Source organism: Arthrobacter sp. Bz4 (assembly GCF_003075455.1).
Taxonomy (GTDB): Bacteria; Actinomycetota; Actinomycetes; order Actinomycetales; family Micrococcaceae; genus Arthrobacter_D.
This window is the reverse complement of sequence record NZ_QDAE01000003.1, coordinates 152,474-174,324: the sequence shown is the minus strand read 5'-3', so window position 1 is coordinate 174,324 and position 21,851 is coordinate 152,474. Positions and strand designations below refer to the sequence as shown.

Below are 21,851 nucleotides of genomic sequence, written 5' to 3'. Positions count from 1 at the left end.
CCCCCTGATGGGGCACTGCGTCCGCTGCACCCAGCCTAATGGAGTTGCGCGGGCGGAAACGCGCTAGTCTGTGGGCTGTGCTGACTTTCTTTGAAGCCGCCAAGCGGGTCGTGGTGGGCAAGCCGTTCCGCAACGACCGGCTACGGCATCAGACCCTGCCCAAGCGGATCGCGATGCCGGTGTTCTCCGCCAACGCCCTCTCCTCGGTGGCATACGCACCCGATGAGATCCTGCTGACCCTTGCCCTGGCGGGGCTGGCCGCCGTGTCGGTTTCCCCATGGGTGGGTCTTGCGGTGCTCGTGGTGCTGCTGGTGGTGATCGCTTCCTACCGGCAGGCCGTCCACGCCTATCCCACTGGCGGCGGCGACTATGGGATTGCCCGTCGCAACCTGGGCAACTCTGCTGGCCTCACCGTCGCTTCGGCGCTGATGGTCGACTACGTCCTGACGGTCGCCGTATCGGTGTCGGCCGCCGCCCACTATGTCATAGCCCTGGCTCCCGGGTTGGCCGGGGGACAGACGGTCATGGCGGTGGCAGGCGTCGTCGTCCTGGTCTTGTTGAACCTGCGCGGCGTCACGCGTAACGCGCTGGCCCTGGCCATCCCGACCTACGTTTTCCTTGCTGCGATTCTGGGCATGTGCGCCGTCGGTATCATCCAACGGCTCAACGGGACTTTGGGCGAGGCCCCCAGCGCCCGGTTCGAAATCATCCCCGACCCAGCCCTCGACGCCGGTCTCGTGGGTCTGGCTGGGGCGCTCCTGATCCTGCGGGCCTTCTCCGCTGGCGCGGCCGCGCTGACCGGGGTGGAAGTGCCCAGCGCCAACGTGCCAAGCTTCCAATCCCCGCGCAGCCGCAATGCCGCCTCCACCCTGTTGATGCTGGGGGTGGCGGCAGGGGCGATGACTGCGGGCGTCATTTACCTCGCGAACGCGGTGAAGGTCCATGTGGTGCAGAACCCGCAGGAACAGTTGCTGCTGGACGGCAATCCGGTGCCAGAGGATTACATTCAGAACCCGGTGGTGAGCCAGCTCGCCCGCACCATTTTCAGTGAAGCAGCTGTGCCGTTCGTTCTGGTCGTCGGCGCCACTGCCCTGATCCTCGTGCTGGCAGGACACGCCGCTTTTAACGGCTTTCCGGTGCTGGCCTCGATCCTGGCCAAGGACGGGTACCTGCCACGCCAGCTCAGGACCCGCGGCGACAGGCTGACCTTCAGCAACGGCATCCTCGCGCTGGGCGCCGGAGCGATCCTGCTGATCCTGGTGTTCAGTGCCGATGTGACCCAGTTGGTTCAGCTCTACATTGTCGGCGTGTTTGTCTCCTTCACCGCGAGTCAGGCCGCACTGATCAAGCACTGGACCCGTGAGCTGCGGAGCACCGCCGACAAAAAACGCCGCTGGCGGATGAAAAAGTCGCGGGCCATCAATACCGTCGGCTTCGTGCTGACCGCAGCCGTGCTGGTGGTGGTGCTGGTGACCAAGTTCGAGTACGGGGCGTGGGTGGCGGTGCTGGCGATGGTGGTGCTGTTCGCCGTCATGCACGGCATCAAACGGCACTACGACCAGGTGGCCCGCGAACTGGCGCTCGACGACAACACCTTTTCCCGGGCGTTGCCTTCACGGGTGCACGCGGTAATTCTGGTGTCCCTCGTTCGTAAACCAGTGCTGCGGGCCCTGGCCTTCGCCCGCGCGTCCCGTCCGTCCAAGCTGGATGCCATCGTGGTCGACGTTGACCCGGAGGAAACCGAACGGACGCTGCAGGACTGGGAACGATACGAGATTCCCGTGCCGATCACCGTCCTGGCGTCGCCCTACCGTGACACGATCACGCCCATCATGGAGTACATCCGAAGCATCCGCAGCGACTCGCCGAGAGACCTGATCGTGGTCTACATCCCGGAGTACGTGGTGGGACGCTGGTGGGAGCGGCTGGTCCACAACCAGACAGCACTCCGAATCAAAACCCGGCTGCACTTCGAGCCGGGGGTTATGGTGGCAAGTGTCCCTTGGCAGCTCGCGTCTTCTGACGCCGCACGAAAGTTTCAGGATCTTCAGTGACAGATGACCCGGCAGGCACCCTAGAACTCACTATCGGCCCGGTAGCCCATGGCGGCCACTGCGTCGCCCGACATGAGGGCAGGGTCATTTTCGTTCGGCACGCCCTGCCGGGGGAGACGGTGCGTGCCCGGTTAACCGAGCACGACGACGGCGCCAGCTTCTGGCGTGCGGACGTGGTCGAGGTGGTCCAGGCCTCCCCGGATCGGGTCAACCACCCGTGGCCGCTCGCTGACGCCCTGTTGTCAGCCCAGCGCGGAGCTTCCCCGGTGGGCGGCGCCGAGTTCGGGCATATCGCTCTCGCCGCCCAACGAAAGTTGAAGGCAACGGTTTTCAGCGAGCAGCTTCACCGCCTCGCCGGAGTGGACCGGGAAATTGAGGTGGAGCCGGTCCCCGGCGAATCCCCTGACGGCCTGCGGTGGCGCACCAGGGCCAGCTTCGCGGTCGCACCGGACGGGCATCTGGCCATGCACGCCCACCGTTCCAATGAACTGATCCCCGTCGCCGAGATGCCGCTGGCCATCGATGCCATCAACGAACTACAGCTGTGGACCGTCAACTTCAGCGGAATCCAGCGGGTCGAGGTCGCTGTGGGCTCCGCCGGAGACCCGCCACTGGTGCTCCTGGTGCCGGCCGCCGGCGCCCGGCGGAAACAGACCGCCGCCGTCGTCCACCAGATCGACGGACCATCGGTGGCCCTCTGGGACCCGGAAAAGGGCACCGTCGAGCGGGTGAAAGGCAAGACCTGGCTGGCTGAAACTGTCGGATCCCAGACCTACCGGATCACCGGGGACGGTTTCTGGCAGATTCACCGGGGCGCGCCCGGACTGTTGATGGACGCCGTCCTCGGCGGGCTGGCCATCCAGCCAGGGGAACGCGCCGCCGACCTTTACTCCGGGGCAGGGCTTTTCACGGCCCCCATCGCCGACGCGGTCGGGGAAACCGGCAGCGTCCTCGCCGTCGAGGGATCCCCGGGCGCGTCCCGCGACGCTAAACGGAATCTCCATGGCCGGGGTCAGGTGGACATTGTGCAGGGCAAGGTTGACCGGGTACTCCGTGACCGCAAACCCTCGCTTGACGTAGTGGTCCTCGATCCGCCCCGCGCCGGTGCAGGGCAGGCGGCCATCACCGAGGTAATTGCGGCGGGCCCCCGCGCTGTCGGGTACGTTTCCTGCGACCCGGCGTCGTTTGCGCGCGACGTCGGCTACTTTCAGCAGGCAGGCTGGGAACTGGACACCCTCCGGGTGTTTGATCTGTACCCCCACACCCACCACATGGAGTCCTTCGCGGTACTCCGCCCCAGCCAGGGATAGCGGACCGCAAACGGACTAGGATGATGTTCCCGGGTGCAGGCGAGAGGAGCCCAGCAATGAGCAGCATGGACAGCTTTGGTGCCAAGGGAACGCTTGATGTTGCTGGCGCCCAGTACGAGATCTACCGACTGAGCGCGGTAGCAGGCGCCGACAGTCTTCCGTTCAGTCTCAAGGTGCTCCTGGAGAACCTGCTCCGCACCGAGGACGGAGTGAACATCACCGCCGGGCAGGTGCGTGCCCTGGCCAACTGGGACGCCGACGACCAGCCGCACACCGAGATCCAGTTCACCCCGGCCCGCGTGATCATGCAGGACTTCACCGGTGTGCCCTGCATCGTGGATCTCGCGACCATGCGCGAGGCAGTTGTCGAACTCGGTGGAGACCCCAAGCGGGTCAACCCGCTGGCGCCGGCCGAACTGGTCATTGACCACTCGGTGCAGATCGACGTTTTCGGGAACGCCAACGCACTCGAGCGCAACATGGACATCGAGTACCAGCGCAATGGCGAGCGGTACCAGTTCCTGCGCTGGGGTCAGACCGCGTTCGACGACTTCCTGGTGGTCCCGCCCGGCATGGGCATTGTCCACCAGGTCAACCTCGAGTACCTGGCCCGCACGGTGATGACCCGTGAGGTCACCACCGACGGCACCACCGCCCTGCAGGCCTACCCCGATACCTGCGTCGGCACCGACTCGCACACCACCATGGTCAACGGGCTCGGCGTGCTCGGCTGGGGGGTCGGCGGCATCGAAGCCGAGGCTGCCATGCTGGGCCAGCCCGTCTCCATGCTGATCCCCCGGGTGGTGGGCTTCAAGCTCACCGGTGAGATCCCCGCCGGTGCCACCGCGACCGACGTCGTGCTCACCATCACCGAGAAGCTGCGTCAGCACGGCGTCGTTGGCAAGTTCGTTGAGTTCTACGGCGAAGGTGTCAGCGCTGTGCCCCTGGCCAACCGCGCCACCATCGGCAACATGAGCCCGGAGTTCGGCTCCACCGCTGCCATGTTCCCGATCGACGAGGTCACCATGGACTACCTGCGGCTGACCGGCCGCTCGGAGGAGAACCTGGCACTGGTTGAGGCCTACGCCAGGGAACAGGGCCTCTGGCACGACCCATCGCGGGTCACCCGGTTCTCCGAATACCTGGAACTCGACCTCTCAACCGTGGTGCCCTCACTCGCCGGCCCGAAGCGCCCCCAGGACCGGATCGACCTGACGCGCGCCAAAGACCAGTTCCGGAAGGACATCCACCATTACGTCAACTCGGTGGACGACGCAGCGCTCGACGAGGCGCTCGAGGAATCCTTCCCCGCCTCGGACGTCCCCGCGATGACCTCCACGGTGAGGCATGCAGGGCGCTCACGCGTAATGGGCCGGCCATCAAACGCAGTCCAGGTCACCATGCCGGATGGCCGGGCGTTCGAGCTGGACCACGGCGCCGTCACTATAGCGTCGATCACCTCCTGCACCAACACGTCCAACCCATCCGTGATGCTGGCCGCTGCGCTGCTGGCACGCAACGCGGTGGACCGCGGACTCACCGCGAAACCCTGGGTGAAGACCTCGCTTGCTCCCGGCTCCAGAGTGGTCACCGACTACTACGACAAATCAGGGTTGACCCCCTACCTCGAAAAGCTGGGATTCTACGTGGTGGGATACGGCTGTGCCACGTGCATTGGAAACTCGGGTCCCCTTGACGAAGAGATTGCTGCGGCGATTCAGGCCAATGGCCTGGCGGTAACAGCGGTGCTCTCGGGGAACCGCAACTTTGAGGGCCGGATCAATCCTGACGTGGTGATGAATTACCTCGCTTCACCGCCGCTGGTGATTGCCTACGCCCTCGCCGGCACCATGGACTTCGACTTCGAGTCCGACCCCCTGGGACAGGACCGGGAGGGCACCAACATCTTCCTGCGGGACATCTGGCCCGCCCCGGCGGAAATCCAGCAAACCATTGACTCCTCAATCGACCGGGAAATGTTCGACAGAGGCTACGAGGGAGTGTTCGACGGCGACCACCGGTGGAAAGCACTCGACACCCCCCACGGAAGCACTTTCGCCTGGAATGCAGACTCCACCTACGTCCGGAAGCCCCCGTACTTCGAGGGGATGCAGGCGACGCCGGACCCGGTCGCCGACGTTACGGGCGCACGAGTGCTCGCCGCGCTCGGTGATTCGGTGACCACCGACCACATCAGCCCGGCCGGATCCTTCAGGGCGGATAGCCCCGCCGGACGCTACCTGCTCGAACACGGGGTGAACCGGAAGGACTTCAATTCCTATGGGTCCCGCCGAGGCAACCACGAGGTGATGATTCGCGGCACCTTCGCCAACATCAGGCTGCGCAACACCCTGTTGCAGGGGGTCCAGGGGGGATTCACGCGGGACTTCACCCAGACCGGCGGCCCCCAGACCTACATCTACGACGCAGCCGTGAACTATCAGGCAGCCAATATCCCCCTGGTGGTTCTGGCCGGAAAAGAATACGGTTCCGGCTCATCCCGTGACTGGGCGGCGAAAGGCACCGCACTGTTGGGCGTCCGTGCGGTAATTGCCGAGAGCTTCGAGCGGATCCACCGGTCCAACCTGATCGGCATGGGGGTGCTCCCGCTGCAATTCCCGGCGGGGCAGAGTGCAGCAACCCTGGGCCTTACCGGCACCGAGACCTTCGCCGTCGCAGGGGTGACGGCGCTCAACGAGGGCAGGACCCCGGAAACGGTCCGAGTCAGTGCCGTGCCGGAGGAGGATGGCGACACGATCACGTTCGACGCGGTGCTGCGTATCGACACTCCGGGGGAAGCCGACTACTACCGCAACGGTGGAATCCTTCACTATGTGTTGCGACAGCTCACAGCCAACCCGCGTTAGAGTTAATGACCCGCAGGCGTAGGTCCAGCGGGAATGACAAATACAAGGAGGCACCGATGGGACTCTTGGAAACCATCCGCCACCCTCAGGATCTCAGCCGGCTCACCAGCGACCAGTTGGAGCGACTGGCAGGTGAAATTCGTGACTTCCTCATCACGAACGTCTCCCGGACGGGAGGGCACCTCGGCCCTAACCTGGGGGTCGTTGAATTGACCCTTGGCATGCACCGGGTCTTTGATTCCCCGCGTGACTCGATGATCTTCGACACCGGTCACCAGTCCTATGTGCATAAACTGCTCACCGGGCGCCAGGATTTCAGCACGCTGCGCCAACAGGGCGGACTCTCCGGATACCCCTCGCGGGCCGAATCCGAGCACGACGTCGTCGAAAGCTCCCACGCCTCATCCTCCCTGTCCTGGGCTGACGGAATTTCCCGCGCCCGGGTCCTCGCTGGCGAGGGCGACCGCTACACGGTGGTCATGGTCGGTGACGGCGCCCTGACCGGCGGTATGGCTTGGGAAGCCATCAACAACATCGCCGCCGACAAGCGGCGCCGCGTAGTGATCGTCGTCAACGACAACGGCAGGTCCTACGCACCGACCATCGGGGGAGTGGCCGACTATCTGGCGTCCCTGCGTCCCACCCTGGACACGGTCCGTACCCACCGCGTCTATGAGGGCACTCTCGACTGGTCCAAGCGTCGCCTCCAGAACGGCGGGCCGCTCGGCCGGTTCACCTACAAGAGCCTGCACGCCACCAAGAAGGGCATCAAGGACTGGTGGGCGCCCCAGGGGTTGTTTGAAGACCTCGGAATGAAATACATCGGGCCCATCGACGGCCACGATATGTCAGCCGTCGAGCATGCGCTCCATCAGGCACGCAACTACGAGGGTCCGGTGATCGTGCACGCGATCACCGAAAAAGGGTATGGCTACGCGCCGGCCCGGGCCCACGAAGCTGACCAGTTCCATGCGGTAGGCGTCATTGACCCAGAGACCGGCCAGCCCGTCGGGGCAGCTGGACCACAGTCCTGGACCAGTGTGTTCGCCGACGAAATCGCGGCCCTGGCCGACGAGCGCACGGACATTGTCGGTATCACCGGCGCCATGCTCATTCCCGTTGGGCTCCACAAGTTCGCTGAGAAGTACCCCGAACGCGTGTTCGACGTCGGGATCGCCGAGCAGCACGCCCTCACCAGCGCCGCGGGCATGGCTTTTGGTGGGTTGCATCCGGTCGTGGCGCTGTACGCGACGTTCCTGGGGCGCGGATTCGATCAATTGCTCATGGATGTTGCCCTGCACAAAGCCGGGGTGACAGTAGTTTTGGACCGCTCGGGCGTCACCGGCCCCGACGGCGCCAGCCATCACGGGATGTGGGATATGGCGATGCTGCAGATCATCCCCGGATTGCACCTGGCCGCTCCACGGGATGCCACCAGGCTGCGTGAGGAACTCAGGGAGGCCGTCGCTATTGGTGACGCGCCGAGCGTGGTGCGCTACTCGAAGGGCGCTGTGGGCGCCGAGGTGCACGCGATTGAACGGCTCGACGACGGCGTCGAGGTGCTGTCCCGCCGCCCAGCGGGGTCCAACAACAACGATGTCCTGATTGTCAGCGTCGGCGCGATGAGCGAACTGGCCCTCGACGTGTCCAACCGGTTGGGTGCCCAGGGGATCAGCTCGACCGTGATTGATCCACGCTGGGTGCTCCCGGTGCGCCAATCAGTGATCAGGATGGCCGCCGAACACCGGATCGTCATTGTGATTGAGGATGGCGTGCGGGCTGGCGGGGTTGGGTCACGGATCCGGCAGGAAATGCGCGCCGTCGGTGTGGATACTGCGTTGAACGAGGTGGGGTTGCCCGTCGAGTTCCTCGACCACGGTACACGCAGCGAAGTGCTGGAACGGGTTGGGCTGACCGCGCGCAAGGTGGCCCAGGATGTCGTCGAGCAGGTACTGGGTACCAGGGTGCCGGTCGCCCGTCCCCTCCAGGGACAGGACGCACCAGTCACCGGGCAGCTGCCCAAGCTCTGATCGAGTCAGCCCAGAAAGTCGGATACCAAAAGCCGGGCGCCTGAAATAGTCTGTGAGACAATGAACGTGGCTGGCAGGGGAACCACATTCCCCGGCCGGTCCAGTGACAGGCTTCCGGCTTCGCCGGCGACGCTTCTGAGCGCATCGTGAAAACATCCGTACGGATGGGATGCCGAGAATCCGCTGTGCAGGCCAACCGTTGGGAAAGCAGCGGATAAGGAAAAGCGCCACTGGTCTTCGAGTGATGCCGCACCCCACGGATGGTGCGACCTCGAAGCTCACTTAGACGACTTCCGGTAGACGCGAGGCGCCAAGGTCCGCGAACAACCGACATACTGCCCCCGGGGGCGTCGGAATGTGGCCGACGCCGCAGGGGCTGGAGCAAAACACCATATGGATACTCAGCAGAACCCGACAGAGCAGAATCCCACAGAGCAGAATCCCACCGGCCAGGATTCGACCGGCCAGGTCCAGGATGCTGCGCAGGAGCACCCCGATGTTCCAGTGAAGAAGGCCACGAGGACCCGACGCAAAAAAGCGGATCCAGTAGCCGACGACGCCGCCTCGGCTACCGCAGAACCGGCAGAACCGGCCGAACCGGCCGCTGCGCCGAAGCGTCGTGCCACTCGGAGCCGTAAGGCCGCCACCAGCGATATCGTGCTCCCCGATGCGCCCACCACGCCCCCCACCGGGGCCGATTCCGGATCTGACGCAGAAGCTGCTGCAGCGGAGCCAGCGAAGGCACCCGCCCGGCGCCGGACCACCCGCAAGGCAGGTAGCCCCAGCGGGGCGCCAACCGCCGTCGAGCCCGCGGCCACCGCGCCAGAGAAGGCCGCCGCCGTCGAGACGGTTGATGCCGCTGCTGTACCACCAGCCGACGCCGTGCTGACGCCGGTGAAAAAGACCACCCGGCGCCGTTCGACTGCCGCGCAGCAGAAAGCTCCCGCGGCCGAAGAGGCAGCAGCGACTGCGCCTGCCGAGCAGGAGGGTGATGCCGGCCGGACCCCGCCGGTTCAGCAGGAAACTCCCGCCGCGCAGGCCGAGGAGACCACCCCCGTCCAGGAACCCATCTCCGTGTCAACGGCGTCCGATCCTTTCAGCATCCCCGCGTCGCTGTTCCATGCACCAGACCTGAGTGTTGCAGTAGCTGCGGCAAGGAAGGCTGAGGTTCCCGCCGCTGCTGACGCGGATGAAGACGAGGACGGCGATAGCGAATCCGGTGGGCGCCGGCGTCGTCGGAACCGCCGCAGCCGTGGCAAGGGCCGCGGCGACCAGGATGCCACCACGGACGAGAACGGCTCAAACCTCGACGCCGGCCCGGACGGGGACGCCGAAGACGGCGTGACCTCCCGCCGCCGTCGCAGGCGCCGTCGTGGAGACCAGGATCTCGAACTGACCGGTGGCCAGGATGACGATCCGCCCAACACCGTGACCCGGGTGCGCGCGCCGCGGCAGGCCCAGGAAACGGCCCCATCCAACAAGGTCACCAGCGTCAAGGGTTCCACCCGGCTCGAGGCCAAGAAGCAGCGTCGTCGTGAATCCCGCGACACGGGCCGCCGCCGCCAGGTCATCACCGAAGCCGAATTCCTCGCCCGCCGAGAGTCGGTGGACCGTCAGATGATCGTCCGCCAGCGCGATGACAGGATCCAGATTGCTGTGCTGGAGGACGGATTGCTCGCCGAGCATTTCGTGTCCAAAACCCAGCAGGATTCCCTGATCGGCAACGTGTACCTGGGCAAGGTCCAGAACGTGCTGCCCAGCATGGAAGCAGCATTCGTTGACATTGGCCGCGGCCGCAACGCCGTCCTGTATGCGGGTGAAGTCAACTGGGACGCGTCACGTCTCGACGGGCAGCCGCGCCGTATCGAACTGGCGTTGAAGTCCGGTGACACCGTCCTGGTGCAGGTCACCAAGGACCCGGTCGGCCACAAGGGCGCACGCCTGACCAGCCAGATTTCCCTCCCCGGCCGCTACCTGGTGTACGTGCCGGGCGGTTCAATGACCGGAATTTCCCGCAAGCTCCCCGATGTGGAACGCAACCGGCTCAAGCGCATCCTGAAGGACCGCCTCCCCGAGAACGCCGGTGTCATTGTGCGCACGGCCGCGGAGGGGGCCAGCGAGGAAGAGCTGACCCACGACATCAACCGGCTGCGGTCACAGTGGGAAACGATCGAGGCAAAGTCGGGCTCCACCAAGTCGCTCGCCCCCGAACTGCTGTATGGCGAGCCGGATTTGACCATCAAGGTGGTCCGGGATGTCTTCAACGAGGACTTCTCCAAACTGATCGTGTCCGGCGAGGAAGCCTGGGACACCATTGAGGCCTACGTGATGTATGTGGCCCCCGACCTGGTGGGACGCCTCGAGAAGTGGACCGGCAACGAGGACATTTTCCTCGCGAGCCGGATCGATGAACAGATCCACAAGGCACTCGACCGGAAGGTCTACCTGCCCTCTGGCGGGTCACTGGTGATCGACCGCACCGAAGCCATGACCGTGGTGGACGTCAACACCGGCAAGTTCACCGGCAGCGGTGGCAACCTGGAAGAAACAGTCACCAAGAACAACCTGGAGGCCGCAGAGGAAGTTGTCCGTCAACTGCGTCTCCGCGATATCGGCGGCATCATCGTCATCGACTTCATCGACATGGTCCTGGAAGCCAACCGTGACCTGGTGTTGCGTCGGATGGTGGAATGCCTGGGCCGCGACCGCACCAAGCATCAGGTTGCGGAGGTCACCTCCCTGGGGCTGGTCCAGATGACGCGGAAGCGGATGGGCACCGGACTGCTGGAAGTCTTCGGCGAGAACTGTGAGCACTGTGCCGGGCGCGGGGTCGTCACCCATGACGAGCCGGTGGAGCACAAGCGGCACGCCGTCGCCCCCGAGAACCACCAGCAGCACCTGCGGCAGGAGAAGGTGTCCCGCAGCGAACGCAAGCGTAACCGGAGCCGGTCCAACTCGCCCGCCGACGAGGACCAGCAGACACCCGAGGCGCCGCAGGACGACGCCGAGCGTCAGGCCCGGGCTGAAGCGGCCCGGGTGGCCCTCGCCAGTATCGCCGCAGCCACCCACGCAGCACACGAGGCCGAGGGTCATCCAGCGACCAACGATGCCGCCGAGGTGGTACTGACCATCAACGGTGAGACGGTGAGCCTGCCCCGCGCCGAGGCCAGCGACGCCGAAGTGCAGGAAGCCCGCCGGCTCACGCTCGATAGCCTCACCCAGGCCTTCGACCGCAAGCCCGCGTCAGCCGACTCCGGAAGCGATCCAGTTGCCGGGTCCGCTGCGGAACCGGCCGTCAGCCCCGAGCCGGCTCCCCAAAGTCCACGGCGCAACCGCCGGAGGGCTGCCAGCAGCCCCCAGGGGACCGCTGCGACGTCGGCTATCGAGCGGCAGCAACCGGGCCAGGAGGAGTCAGCGGGGCAGCCGGCGGCGCAGTTCGTCGCCAGCGTCCCGGCGGCACCTCGCCGGGACGCAACGGCGACGCCTGCCAAGGATGAGCCGATGATCCTCGGTGTAGGGGTTCCAGCGTCCGAGTTGTAGCCGCAAGCCGGGCACGCGACGCGCCCACACACCGGGGGATTTGCAGGAAACCGCCAAACTGGCGTAATCTTGATCTTCGGTGCGTTCGCCTTCTAACCGGTTATCCGGGGCGTCGATGCACAGCGTCAGCGGTAGGACCAAAGTAGTTCGGTTTGCCGGTGTAAGTACGCACACAGTAGTTTTCCAAGCATAGTTGTCGAGAGAAGTGAGTTCCCAAGTGGTGTACGCGATTGTCCGCGCAGGCGGCCGCCAAGAAAAGGTTTCCGTGGGAGACCTCGTAACCCTTGACCGCGTCACCGGTAAGGCCGGCAGCAGCTTTCAGCTGCCCGCCCTCCTTCTGGTCGACGGCGACAAGGTAACCTCAGCAGCAGACGACCTGGCAAAGGTCGCCGTGACTGCCGAGATCATTGAGAATCTTCGTGGACCGAAGATTGTCATCCAGAAGTTCAAGAACAAGACCGGCTACAAGAAGCGCCAGGGTCACCGTTCAGAGCTGACCCGCGTCAAGATCACAGGCATCAAGTAACCTCTTCGTTCTTTATCAAAAGGTAGGCAAAGCAGATGGCACATAAGAAGGGTGCGAGTTCCACTCGCAACGGTCGCGATTCAAACGCCCAGTACCTTGGCGTCAAGCGGTTCGGTGGACAGGTTGTCAAGGCCGGCGAAATCATCGTCCGCCAGCGTGGCACCCACTTCCACCCCGGCGCTGGCGTTGGCCGCGGCGGAGACGACACGCTGTTCGCGCTGGAGGCTGGCTCGGTTGAGTTCGGCAGCCGTCGTGGACGCCGCGTTGTCAACATCGTCGGCGCAGTCGCAGAGTAGTACCTGCGCACTAAGCATAAGGCAGTGAGGTGGGGTGAGCCGATCCGGCTCGCCCCACTTTCTTTTTAAGCCGGGATAGACTCGGCATCAATTCACAATTTACTAAGGAGTTCAACGTGGCAAGCTTCGTTGACCGAGTGGTTCTGCATGTGTCGGGCGGTACCGGCGGTCACGGCTGCGTTTCCGTCAAGCGGGAAAAGTTCAAGCCATTGGGTGGCCCCGACGGCGGTAACGGTGGCGACGGCGGCAGCGTGATTCTCCGCGTCGACTCACAGACCACCACCCTTCTGGACTACCACCACGCACCACACCGGCACGCCACCAACGGCGGCAACGGCATGGGCGACTGGCGTGGCGGTAAGCAGGGCGAAACCCTGATCCTGCCGATGCCAGACGGCACAGTCATCAAGACCAAGGATGGCGAAGTACTCGCCGACCTGGTCGGCGAAGGCGCCGAGTTCATCGCTGCCTCCGGTGGCCAGGGTGGGCTCGGGAACTCCTCGCTCTCCTCCCAGAAGCGCAAGGCGCCAGGCTTCGCCCTGCTCGGCATCCCCGGCGACGCCCGGGACATCGTGCTGGAGCTGAAATCCATTGCTGATATCGCTTTGGTGGGGTTCCCCTCCGCTGGCAAGTCAAGCCTCGTCGCAGCGATGTCCGCGGCTCGCCCCAAGATTGCCGACTACCCATTCACCACGCTGGTGCCGAACCTCGGAGTCGTCGAATCGGGCGACGTCCGGTACACCATCGCCGACGTGCCCGGTCTCATCGAAGGGGCCAGCGAAGGCAAGGGCCTGGGCCACAACTTCCTGCGCCACGTCGAACGTTGCGCCGCCCTGGTCCATGTCCTCGACTGCGCCACCCTGGAATCGGACCGCAACCCCCTGAACGACCTCGACATTATCGAGCGCGAGCTGGAGAAATACGCGGTGGACATGAGCTTCGCCGGCCCGGATGGGGACGTCGTGCCCCTGAACCAGCGCCCCAAACTGATTGCCCTGAACAAGGTCGATGTGCCGGACGGAAAGGACATGGCCTCCTTCGTCAGGCCCGAGCTGGAGGCCCGCGGCTACCGCGTGTTTGAGGTGTCCGCGTCCAGCCACGAAGGCCTGCGGCAACTCGGGTTCGCGATGGGCGAGATTGTGTCCGCAGCCCGCGCCGAGCTGAAGGCCACCCCACCCAAAATTGTGCCCCCAGTACTGCGCCCCCGTGCCGTCAACTCGCGCGGCTTCATCATCCGCAACGAGGAGAAGAACCTGCTGCCGTTGTTCCGGATTCTCGGCGAGAAGCCGGAGCGTTGGGTCAAGCAGACCGACTTCAACAACGACGAAGCGGTTGGCTACCTGGCCGACCGGCTCGCGAAGCTCGGCGTGGAAGAGCAGCTCTTCAAGAGCGGCGCCAAGCCCGGCGACACGGTGGTCATCGGTGAGGATGACGGCGTCGTCTTCGACTGGGAGCCGACCATGATGGGCGGGGCCGAGCTACTGGCGTCGCCACGCGGCACCGACATCCGTCTCGCGGAGTTCGTCCGGCCTACCCGCGACGAGAAGCGCGAGGACTACCAGGACCGCAAGGACGCCCGCGCGGCGGCACGGCTCGACCTTGAGACTGAGCGTAAAGCCGGGATCTGGACGGAATCGGTCAACTACAAGACCCGAACCTCCCCGGGTACCACTATCGAGACATCCCAGGCTGTCCCGGACAAGGCCGGAGACGACGACGCACCGGGGATTAACCCTGCGCCAGCCTCAGATAGCGAAGAAGCCGGACGCTAAGGTGACGACGAGTATAAAACGGCCCCTGAAAACCCGGTCCGGTCTGGCGAAGGCCAAGCGGATCGTCGTGAAGGTGGGGTCGTCGTCTCTGACTTCCATCACCGGCGGCCTGTCGGAGGAGGCCCTCGTGTCGCTCTCCAACGTGCTGGCCGCCCGGAGGAACGAGGGCACCGAAGTCATCCTGGTCTCCAGTGGTGCCATCGCTGCGGGTCTGGCGCCCCTCGGGTTGAACCGCCGCCCCAACCAGTTGTCTTCCCAGCAGGCTGCGGCCAGTGTGGGGCAGGGCCTGCTGATGGCGCGATACACCGCGGCGTTCGGGGCTCACGGCGTGACAGTCAGTCAGGTGCTGCTGACCGCTGAGGATCTGATCCGACGCGGCCACTACGCCAACGCCCACCGGGCGATGGAGCGGCTACTGAACTTCGGCGTCGTCCCGATCGTGAACGAGAACGACACCGTTGCAAGTCACGAAATCCGGTTCGGTGACAATGACCGGCTGGCCGCCCTGGTGGCTCACCTGGTGAAAGCCGACGCTCTGGTGCTGCTGTCCGACGTCGACTCCCTCTACGACGGTCCGCCGAAAGATGGTGCGCAACGGATTCCCGAGGTGCGCGGACCCGTTGACCTTGAGGGCGTCGAAATCGGCCGCACCGGCAAGGCCGGCGTCGGAACCGGCGGCATGGTCACCAAGGTTGAAGCGGCAACGATTGCGGCGAGCTCGGGTATTCCTGCCCTCGTCACCTCGGCCGAGAATGCCGCCGCCGCGTTGGCAGGGGACGACGTCGGTACCTGGTTCAGCACCAACGGCCGCCGGAAGCCCATCAGGCTGTTGTGGCTCGCCCACCTGGCGGACATTCGGGGCACACTCACCCTCGATGATGGTGCGGCGAAAGCCGTCGGGGAGCGCCGTCGTTCGCTGCTACCGGCGGGAATTGTGTCAGTTGGCGGGGACTTCGAAGCCGGTGATCCGGTGGCGATGACGGACACCAGCGGTGCGGTGGTGGCCCACGGGCTGGTCAACTACAGCTCGTTCGAACTTCCGAGGATGCTGGGCCGGACCACCCGGGAGCTGTCCAAGGAACTCGGGCGGGAGTATGAGCGGTCGGTCGTCCACGTCAACGATCTGGTGGTCCTTCGTTAGACTGGGGCAATGACTTCAGTGACCGAACAGCAGACAGATGTGACAGCCGCAGTGCACGCGATCGCTGATCGCGCGCGCGAAGCAGCCCGTCAGGTGGCGGCCGCAAACAGGGCCACCAAGGACAGGGCCCTGCTCGCGGTGGGTGCTGCCCTCGTCGCCAACAGTTCAGCGGTCCTTGCAGCCAACGCGTTGGATGTTGAAGCGGGACAGGCCAACGGCACCTCCACGGCGCTCCTGGACCGGCTCAGCCTCACCGGGGAGCGGATCGAGGGGCTTGCGACGGCGTTGCAGAACCTGGCTGGTCTCCCAGACCCCGTGGGGTCGGTGGAGCGGGGCCAGACCCTCCCCAATGGGGTGCGGATGCGCCAGATTCACGTGCCGCTCGGCGTCGTCGCCGCCATCTACGAGGCCCGACCCAACGTGACCGTCGACATTGCCGGGCTTGCTCTCAAGAGTGGTAACGCGGTTATCCTGCGCGGCGGAAGCGCCGCGGCACACACCAACGCAGCGCTGCTCGGCATCATCCGTGACGCACTGGTCAGCTCGGGACTGCCCGCCGATGCCGTGCAAAGTGTTGATGACTACGGACGCGAAGGCGCCAATGTGCTGATGAAGGCACGCGGTCGGGTGGATGTTCTGATTCCGCGGGGCGGCCGCGAGCTGATCCAGACGGTCGTCACCAACTCTGCTGTGCCGGTGATCGAGACTGGCGAGGGCAACGTCCACATTTACGTCGACCGGAGTGCCGACCCCGCGATGGCCGTGGACATCCTGTTGAACGCCAAAACCCAGCGACCCAGTGTCTGCAATACCGTGGAGACCCTCCTCGTACACCGCGATGCGGGCGCAACCACGGACGTCCTGAAGGCCTTGGCCTCTGCCGGGGTGCGGCTACATGCAGACCAGCGCACCCTGGACAGCCTGCCCGACGGCGTCACCGCCGACCTCGCCACAGACGACGACTGGGCCCGCGAATACATGGACCTTGATCTTGCGGTCGCGACAGTGGACTCGATGGAGGAGGCCATGGCACACATTCGCCAGTGGACTTCAGGACACACCGAGGCCATCATCACGAATGACCTGGGCAACTCAGAGCGGTTCATCGCCGGCATCGACTCGGCCGCAGTGATCGTCAATGCGTCAACCCGTTTCACCGACGGCGCCGAACTGGGTTTGGGTGCCGAGGTGGGCATCTCCACCCAGAAAATGCATGCGCGTGGTCCGATGGGGCTGCGGGAACTGACGACCACCAAGTGGATCCTGCAGGGTGATGGTCAGGTCCGGTCCTAGGACCACGTCGCGAAGCGCGTAACATGGTAGGGAACCTATCCACCGGTTGGTGCTGACCGGTACGCCATTACTTTGATTTCTAGGGGAGAATTTATGCTTTCTCAGCTTCTCAACGCCACACTCGTCGCCAGCGAGACTGGCGGGGGCCACGGGGGACACGTCGAACTGCCGATGGACCCGGTGTTGTACGGCGTCATCATCATGGGCGCGCTGGTTGCCTTGATGTTTGTCACTCTCGCCTTCTCGAGCCTCGGCAACCGCCACGAGGCAGTTGAAGAGCACGCCGATCCCCACAAGCAGCACCCCAACAAGCACGACCACGGCGAAGCCTCACACCGCTAGTAGCGGGGCGGGGAAGGTAGCTAAGTCGCGCCAAGTGAATCCAGCTGACAGAGCACACCCGGACGGAAGTCCGTGGCGCCTAGGCGTCATGGGCGGAACCTTCGACCCTATTCACCACGGACACCTGGTGGCTGCGAGTGAAGTCGCAGCCGTCTTCAACCTCGACGAGGTGGTGTTTGTACCGACCGGGCAGCCGTGGCAGAAGGCCGAACGTGAGGTCAGCGCCGCCGAGCACCGGTACCTGATGACCGTGGTCGCGACAGCTTCCAATCCCAGCTTCACGGTGAGCAGGGTGGATATCGACCGCCCCGGTCCCACCTACACGATCGACACCCTCCGGGATCTGAAGGCCGAACGGCCGGAGGCGGAGCTGTTCTTCATCACCGGGGCCGACGCGATGGCGCAGATTCTGTCCTGGAAGAACGCTGATGAACTGTGGTCGTTGGCCCATTTCGTCGGTGTCACCCGGCCCGGCCACGAACTCGATGGCAAGGGCAGGGATGTGAGTCTACTGGAGGTGCCCGCGATGGCCATTTCCTCCACCGATTGTCGACGGCGAGTCGCCGCCGGCGATCCAGTCTGGTACCTGGTGCCGGACGGCGTGGTGCAGTACATCGCCAAGCACGGACTGTACCGCGACGCCTCAAGGCCTGTTGAACCACTTGAACCACACGTTTCACACGACGACATAAGATCTACTACTGGGTGAGAAAGCAATGAGTAACGGCAACGAATCCGCACAGAGCCGGAAGTCACTTCGGCATACCCGCGGGACTAACGCCGACGGGCAGACAGCCGAACTGGAAACTGGTTCGCAGTCGTCCACCGAACCGCAAGCCACCGGACAGCGCCCCCCTGACCGGGCTACTCCTGAACTGCCCCACTCCGAACCGGTCATTTCTGAGCGGCGCAGTCGTCGCGCCGCTGACGCTCCCGTCGATGCGACGCCAACCCACCCGGGTGAGCGGGTTTCGCAGACCCGCGCACGTGACCGGGAAGCGCTGAGGGCCTATCGCGCCCTGGCGGAGCAGCGCCCCCAGGCTGAGGCTGCGCCCGAGCCGTCACGGCGCCAGCGCCGCGTCCAGCAGCTTGGCACCTCCACCCCGGGCGCGCAAACACTGCCGCCAGCGGCTGCCGAGCCAGCGCCCGAGGTGGACCGCCCGGCGGCCGGTCTGGGGCCGGTGCGCGAGGGCGGCAGGCGGGACCGTCGTCGTCGGATGGATGGACCGGCCGACCAGCCCGAGGGTACTGCTGCCAAGCCGACCGGGCAGACAGCCAAGCCAGTGGATAAGCCGAACGCTGTGCCAGTTCACCAGATGAGTGTTCAGCAGGCGCTGACCGCGCGGGAAACCATCGTGCAGCAGGCCCAGGAGCAGGTTGCGCAGATGGTGGCTGCCCGCGACGATGATCCGTTCACTGTCGACCTGGAAATCCTTGCGCAGCAGAAAGCCCTTGCCGAACGTGCCGCCGTACTCAACAGCCGCGCCCAGAAGATGCAGCAACTCGCGCAGGCGAACGAGCAGCGGAAGCCGAGCGCCAACGACCCCACCACGGCGCACAACCTCTCGATCGTGTCGCCCAAGGAATTCATCCGGGTTCCCGGGGTGCCCCGTGAGGTTTCCGCAGCGGGGCCAACGGCCCCCGCCTCGGACGCGGTCGTTCCCATTGGGGCGCGCACCGCTCACGGGCTTGAACCACTCGATGCCATGACGGCGGGGCTGGCGCGCGTCAAGCGCCTGCAGCTATTGCAATATTCCATTGTCAGTCTGGGCGCTTTGGCGCTGGTCACCGGAATCATGATGATTTCAGGTGTCTTCAATTGAACAAGACGGCTGACCACACCCAAGGAGATAAGTGAGCGCTAACGAAACGTCCATCGCGATTGCCCGGGCTGCTGCACATGCAGCGTCGGAGAAAATCGGTCAGGACATTGTTGCTATTGATGTCAGCGAACGGCTGGCAATTACCGACGTCTTTCTGGTTGCCTCGGCATCCAGCGAACGGCAGGTCAACTCGATCGTCGATGGTATCGAGGAAGAGCTGTCCAAGCAGGGGCTGAAGCCTGTTCGCCGTGAAGGGCGCAGCGAGGGCCGATGGGTACTGCTGGATTACCTCGACGTCGTCATCCACGTCCAGCATGAGGAGGACCGTGTCTTCTACGCACTCGAGCGCCTGTGGGGAGACTGCCCGGTCATCGATCTGCAGCTCGACACCACGCCGCCGGCTTCGGCTGACGCCGCTTCCGCTGCCGAGTGAGGTTCGCCGCCACTGAATCGGCTGGCGCTCGGAGGATCATTTTTTGGCGGCACGGGCGGACTGATTGGAATGCAAGGGGCCTGTTTCAAGGTCAGGAGGACATTCCGCTCGACGAGTTGGGCAAGCAGCAGGCCCGTGAGGCTGCCGCCGAGCTGGCTCATCTGGCGCCCACGCGTCTGGTGTCCTCAGACCTGGGTCGGGCCGCCGATACCGCGGCTGAGCTGGCCTCCCTCACCGGGCTGTCAGTTGAACTGGACCCGCGGGTTCGCGAAACCTTCGCCGGTCAGTGGCAGGGGTTGGCGTTTGCCGAGATCGCGTCGCGGTTTCCTGCCGACCAGACGGCTTGGCGATCCGGTGAACCTGCGGTGCGTGCCGGTGGCGGAGAGAGCCGGGTCGACGTCGGGCGGCGGATGGCCGCAGGTACGCTCGACGCCGTCTCCAGCCTCACCGCCGGGCAGACGCTGGTGGTTGCGAGCCACGGGGGTTCGATCCGGGCCGGTCTCGCCGCGCTAATGGGTCTGCCTCCCGAATTGTGGTCTTCGCTCTCGGGCGTTTCGAACTGCCACTGGTCGATGCTGGAGGAACTCGATCAGGGTCCCACGGGCATCAGCCGGTGGCAGTTGACCGAGCACAATGTGGGCCTGTCCTCGATGCCTTCCACCCCATTGGAAGGCTAATAGCGGGCTGAAAGTGGCGTGGATGCCGCCGATTTTGCAGGGGGCGGATTGTTGACTAAACTAAACAAGTTGCTTCGGCCAGTTCGGCGGGGGTGACACCAAGGAATTGGGGCTATGGCGCAGCTGGTAGCGCACCTGCATGGCATGCAGGGGGTCAGGGGTTCGAATCCCCTTAGCTCCACCAATGATCCGCTAGAACAACTGGAAGCACCAGTTGTTCCAGCGGATTTTTTTTGCCCGCAAGTATCTGTTCAGTCCGGGTCAGCTGTCTGATTAGTCCGCATGAGCCCAGGGAAGCGCCTGTTGCGGAAGATGCTAACGGTTTGGTTGCGCAGCCTGCGATACTCGTAGACACAAGCGACCCTAGGAGAGCCATGAAGGATCCACCGGCACCGGGCAGGGGTGAATACCGTCGGCGGCTTTGGGGAGCGCTGGGCGGAGCCAGCCTGGGTTTTGTCTTGGCATACGTCGGCTACACGCTGATCACACCGGTGCTGGAAGCCAGCCCCGGATTAATCCGTGAGTTGCAGGGCCTGTCGTGGAATCTCGTTCCTGGTCTTACTGTGCTCGGGGGCATCGTCGGGTGGCTGCTAGCTGGTCCCCGGCGAGGGCGCTGAATGAAGGCCTCCGGCACCCTCGTGCCGGCAGGGCCGTCGTCGTCGCTAGGAGGCAGGCTCGGAGTCGCGTTTGGCTGGCCGATGTCCGGCGATTGCGGCGCGGAGGTCTCCCTCTTCGTGTCCGCCCTCTTTTTTGCCGAACGGCAATACCTTGAGCAGTGGGTGCAGCACTGCCATCACAATTAGACCCCAGGCGAGTCCCAGGACGGTTGAGCATAGGGTGTTCACGAGCCAGGCCAGGAAACCGCCGACCACTGCGATCCCGACGAACGGGGCCTCAAGGGCATGGACCAGGTCGTACGGTAGGTGCCAGCCAAGGTCATACACACCCTGCAGCATGATGTGCCCGCCGACCCACAGCATGGCGATTGTGCCGATGAAGGTGATGGCGGCGAGGACGGCGGGCATCCCCTTCACGAGCGCCTCGCCGAATCGCTTGGAGCTAGCGGAGTCTTTGGTGGTCAGATGCAGGCCGATGTCGTCCATCTTGACGATCAGAGCAACGGCTCCGTAGACGATCACAGTGATCGCAATTGCCACGACGACGAGGATAATCGCCCTGGCCCATATCGACTCGTCAGCCACCTCGTTCATCGAGATGACCATAATCTCGCAGGACAGGATGAAATCGGTGGTGATGGCACCCTTGGTGACTTTAGCCTCCGCCTCGGGTCCCCGGTCCACCGCCGGCGCCTTCTCCGCATCGTGATGCCCGCGGAGCTTGTGCCAGACCTTCTCGGCACCCTCAAAGCACAGATAGGTGCCGCCCAGCATGAGGATGAATGGGATGATCCACGGGATGAAGGCACTGATGAGCAGCAATGCCGGCAGAATGATCAGCAGCTTGTTACGGAGCGAGCCCCAGAAGATTCGCTTGATCATCGGCAGTTCGCGGGACGGGTCCGCCCCGGACATGTACTGCGGGGTGACGGCGGCGTCGTCGATCACCACGCCTGCCGCTTTGGCGCCAGCCTTGGCGGCGCCAGCAGCAACATCATCCACCGAGGCAGCCGCTATGCGGGCGAGGGCTGCGACATCGTCCAGCAGGGCGACGAGACCGCCGCTCACAGTTCAAGTCCAAACTGTTTGAGAGCGGAGAACCGGGTGCGTGGGCCTCGGTTGAGGCGAGT

General features: G+C 64.7%; 17 protein-coding genes and 1 tRNA gene. 17 read left to right on the top strand and 1 reads right to left on the bottom strand.

Annotated elements, in window-relative coordinates; all coding sequences use genetic code 11:
- Positions 1–77: 77 nt before the first annotated feature.
- The 17 genes from DDA93_RS04015 (at position 78) to DDA93_RS16170 (ending at position 20,721) form a co-directional block, all read left to right on the top strand.
- Complete coding sequence (locus tag DDA93_RS04015) at positions 78–2,054, top strand: APC family permease (protein ID WP_019483772.1); 1,977 nt, start codon at positions 78–80, stop codon at positions 2,052–2,054.
- Entirely contained in the window at positions 2,051–3,364 is a 1,314-nt protein-coding gene (locus tag DDA93_RS04010) for a TRAM domain-containing protein (protein WP_024477334.1), read from the top strand. Before DDA93_RS04015 ends, DDA93_RS04010 begins: the two co-directional genes overlap by 4 nt.
- A 56-nt stretch (positions 3,365–3,420) precedes the next feature.
- Positions 3,421–6,231 carry an aconitate hydratase AcnA gene (acnA, locus tag DDA93_RS04005; protein ID WP_116778118.1) on the top strand — a complete coding sequence of 937 codons (2,811 nt, stop codon included), beginning with the start codon at positions 3,421–3,423 and terminating at the stop codon, positions 6,229–6,231.
- 56 nt (positions 6,232–6,287) lie between these two features.
- On the top strand, positions 6,288–8,261 hold the full coding sequence (dxs, locus tag DDA93_RS04000) for a 1-deoxy-D-xylulose-5-phosphate synthase (RefSeq protein ID WP_024477327.1): 1,974 nt from the start codon (positions 6,288–6,290) through the stop codon (positions 8,259–8,261).
- A gap of 393 nt (positions 8,262–8,654) precedes the next feature.
- Complete coding sequence (locus DDA93_RS03995; RefSeq protein ID WP_116778117.1) at positions 8,655–11,801, top strand: Rne/Rng family ribonuclease; 3,147 nt, start codon at positions 8,655–8,657, stop codon at positions 11,799–11,801.
- Positions 11,802–12,018: 217 nt separating this feature from the next.
- Positions 12,019–12,327 (top strand): 50S ribosomal protein L21, encoded by a 309-nt coding sequence (rplU, locus tag DDA93_RS03990; RefSeq protein ID WP_019482657.1) that lies wholly within the window; start codon positions 12,019–12,021, stop codon positions 12,325–12,327.
- Positions 12,328–12,362: 35 nt separating this feature from the next.
- Positions 12,363–12,623, top strand: coding sequence for a 50S ribosomal protein L27 (gene rpmA / locus DDA93_RS03985; protein WP_081743419.1), 261 nt, complete (start codon positions 12,363–12,365; stop codon positions 12,621–12,623).
- Positions 12,624–12,739: 116 nt separating this feature from the next.
- Positions 12,740–14,395 carry a GTPase ObgE gene (gene obgE / locus DDA93_RS03980; RefSeq protein WP_024477331.1) on the top strand — a complete coding sequence of 552 codons (1,656 nt, stop codon included), beginning with the start codon at positions 12,740–12,742 and terminating at the stop codon, positions 14,393–14,395.
- 1 nt (position 14,396) lies between these two features.
- Positions 14,397–15,536, top strand: a complete 1,140-nt coding sequence (proB, locus tag DDA93_RS03975; RefSeq protein WP_024477332.1) for a glutamate 5-kinase — start codon at positions 14,397–14,399, stop codon at positions 15,534–15,536.
- Between the two features lie 9 nt (positions 15,537–15,545).
- Positions 15,546–16,829, top strand: coding sequence for a glutamate-5-semialdehyde dehydrogenase (locus DDA93_RS03970; protein ID WP_019482653.1), 1,284 nt, complete (start codon positions 15,546–15,548; stop codon positions 16,827–16,829).
- A 93-nt stretch (positions 16,830–16,922) separates the two neighbouring features.
- A complete protein-coding gene (locus DDA93_RS03965) occupies positions 16,923–17,171 on the top strand; it encodes a hypothetical protein (protein ID WP_019482652.1) in 249 nt (82 codons plus the stop codon).
- A 34-nt stretch (positions 17,172–17,205) separates the two neighbouring features.
- Positions 17,206–17,880 (top strand): nicotinate-nucleotide adenylyltransferase, encoded by a 675-nt coding sequence (gene nadD / locus DDA93_RS03960; protein ID WP_272942571.1) that lies wholly within the window; start codon positions 17,206–17,208, stop codon positions 17,878–17,880.
- A gap of 7 nt (positions 17,881–17,887) precedes the next feature.
- Positions 17,888–18,994, top strand: a complete 1,107-nt coding sequence (locus DDA93_RS03955) for a hypothetical protein (RefSeq protein ID WP_116778116.1) — start codon at positions 17,888–17,890, stop codon at positions 18,992–18,994.
- A 31-nt stretch (positions 18,995–19,025) separates the two neighbouring features.
- Positions 19,026–19,427 (top strand): ribosome silencing factor, encoded by a 402-nt coding sequence (gene rsfS, locus DDA93_RS03950; protein WP_019482649.1) that lies wholly within the window; start codon positions 19,026–19,028, stop codon positions 19,425–19,427.
- Positions 19,424–20,104, top strand: a complete 681-nt coding sequence (locus DDA93_RS03945) for a histidine phosphatase family protein (protein WP_024477433.1) — start codon at positions 19,424–19,426, stop codon at positions 20,102–20,104. The genes rsfS and DDA93_RS03945 overlap by 4 nt, the downstream gene beginning before the upstream one ends.
- 108 nt (positions 20,105–20,212) lie before the next feature.
- A tRNA-Ala gene (locus DDA93_RS03940) sits at positions 20,213–20,288 on the top strand.
- Positions 20,289–20,478: 190 nt separating this feature from the next.
- Positions 20,479–20,721: a hypothetical protein gene (locus DDA93_RS16170; protein WP_133185422.1), complete on the top strand. Its 243-nt coding sequence runs from the start codon at positions 20,479–20,481 to the stop codon at positions 20,719–20,721.
- 45 nt (positions 20,722–20,766) lie between these two features.
- Here the strand turns inward: DDA93_RS16170 and DDA93_RS03935 are convergent, their stop codons facing one another.
- A complete protein-coding gene (locus DDA93_RS03935; RefSeq protein ID WP_024477432.1) occupies positions 20,767–21,789 on the bottom strand; it encodes a DUF808 domain-containing protein in 1,023 nt (340 codons plus the stop codon).
- Between the last annotated feature and the right edge of the window lie 62 nt (positions 21,790–21,851).

What these genes read in the sequence shown, in the direction of transcription:
- DDA93_RS03970 (WP_019482653.1), top strand. Translation starts at nt 15,546, where the DNA reads ATGACTTCAGTGACCGAACAGCAGACAGATGTGACAGCCGCAGTGCAC.
- DDA93_RS03965 (WP_019482652.1), top strand. Translation starts at nt 16,923, where the DNA reads ATGCTTTCTCAGCTTCTCAACGCCACACTCGTCGCCAGCGAGACTGGC.
- rpmA (WP_081743419.1), top strand. Translation starts at nt 12,363, where the DNA reads ATGGCACATAAGAAGGGTGCGAGTTCCACTCGCAACGGTCGCGATTCA.
- DDA93_RS16170 (WP_133185422.1), top strand. Translation starts at nt 20,479, where the DNA reads ATGAAGGATCCACCGGCACCGGGCAGGGGTGAATACCGTCGGCGGCTT.
- acnA (WP_116778118.1), top strand. Translation starts at nt 3,421, where the DNA reads ATGAGCAGCATGGACAGCTTTGGTGCCAAGGGAACGCTTGATGTTGCT.
- DDA93_RS03955 (WP_116778116.1), top strand. Translation starts at nt 17,888, where the DNA reads ATGAGTAACGGCAACGAATCCGCACAGAGCCGGAAGTCACTTCGGCAT.
- DDA93_RS03995 (WP_116778117.1), top strand. Translation starts at nt 8,655, where the DNA reads ATGGATACTCAGCAGAACCCGACAGAGCAGAATCCCACAGAGCAGAAT.
- dxs (WP_024477327.1), top strand. Translation starts at nt 6,288, where the DNA reads ATGGGACTCTTGGAAACCATCCGCCACCCTCAGGATCTCAGCCGGCTC.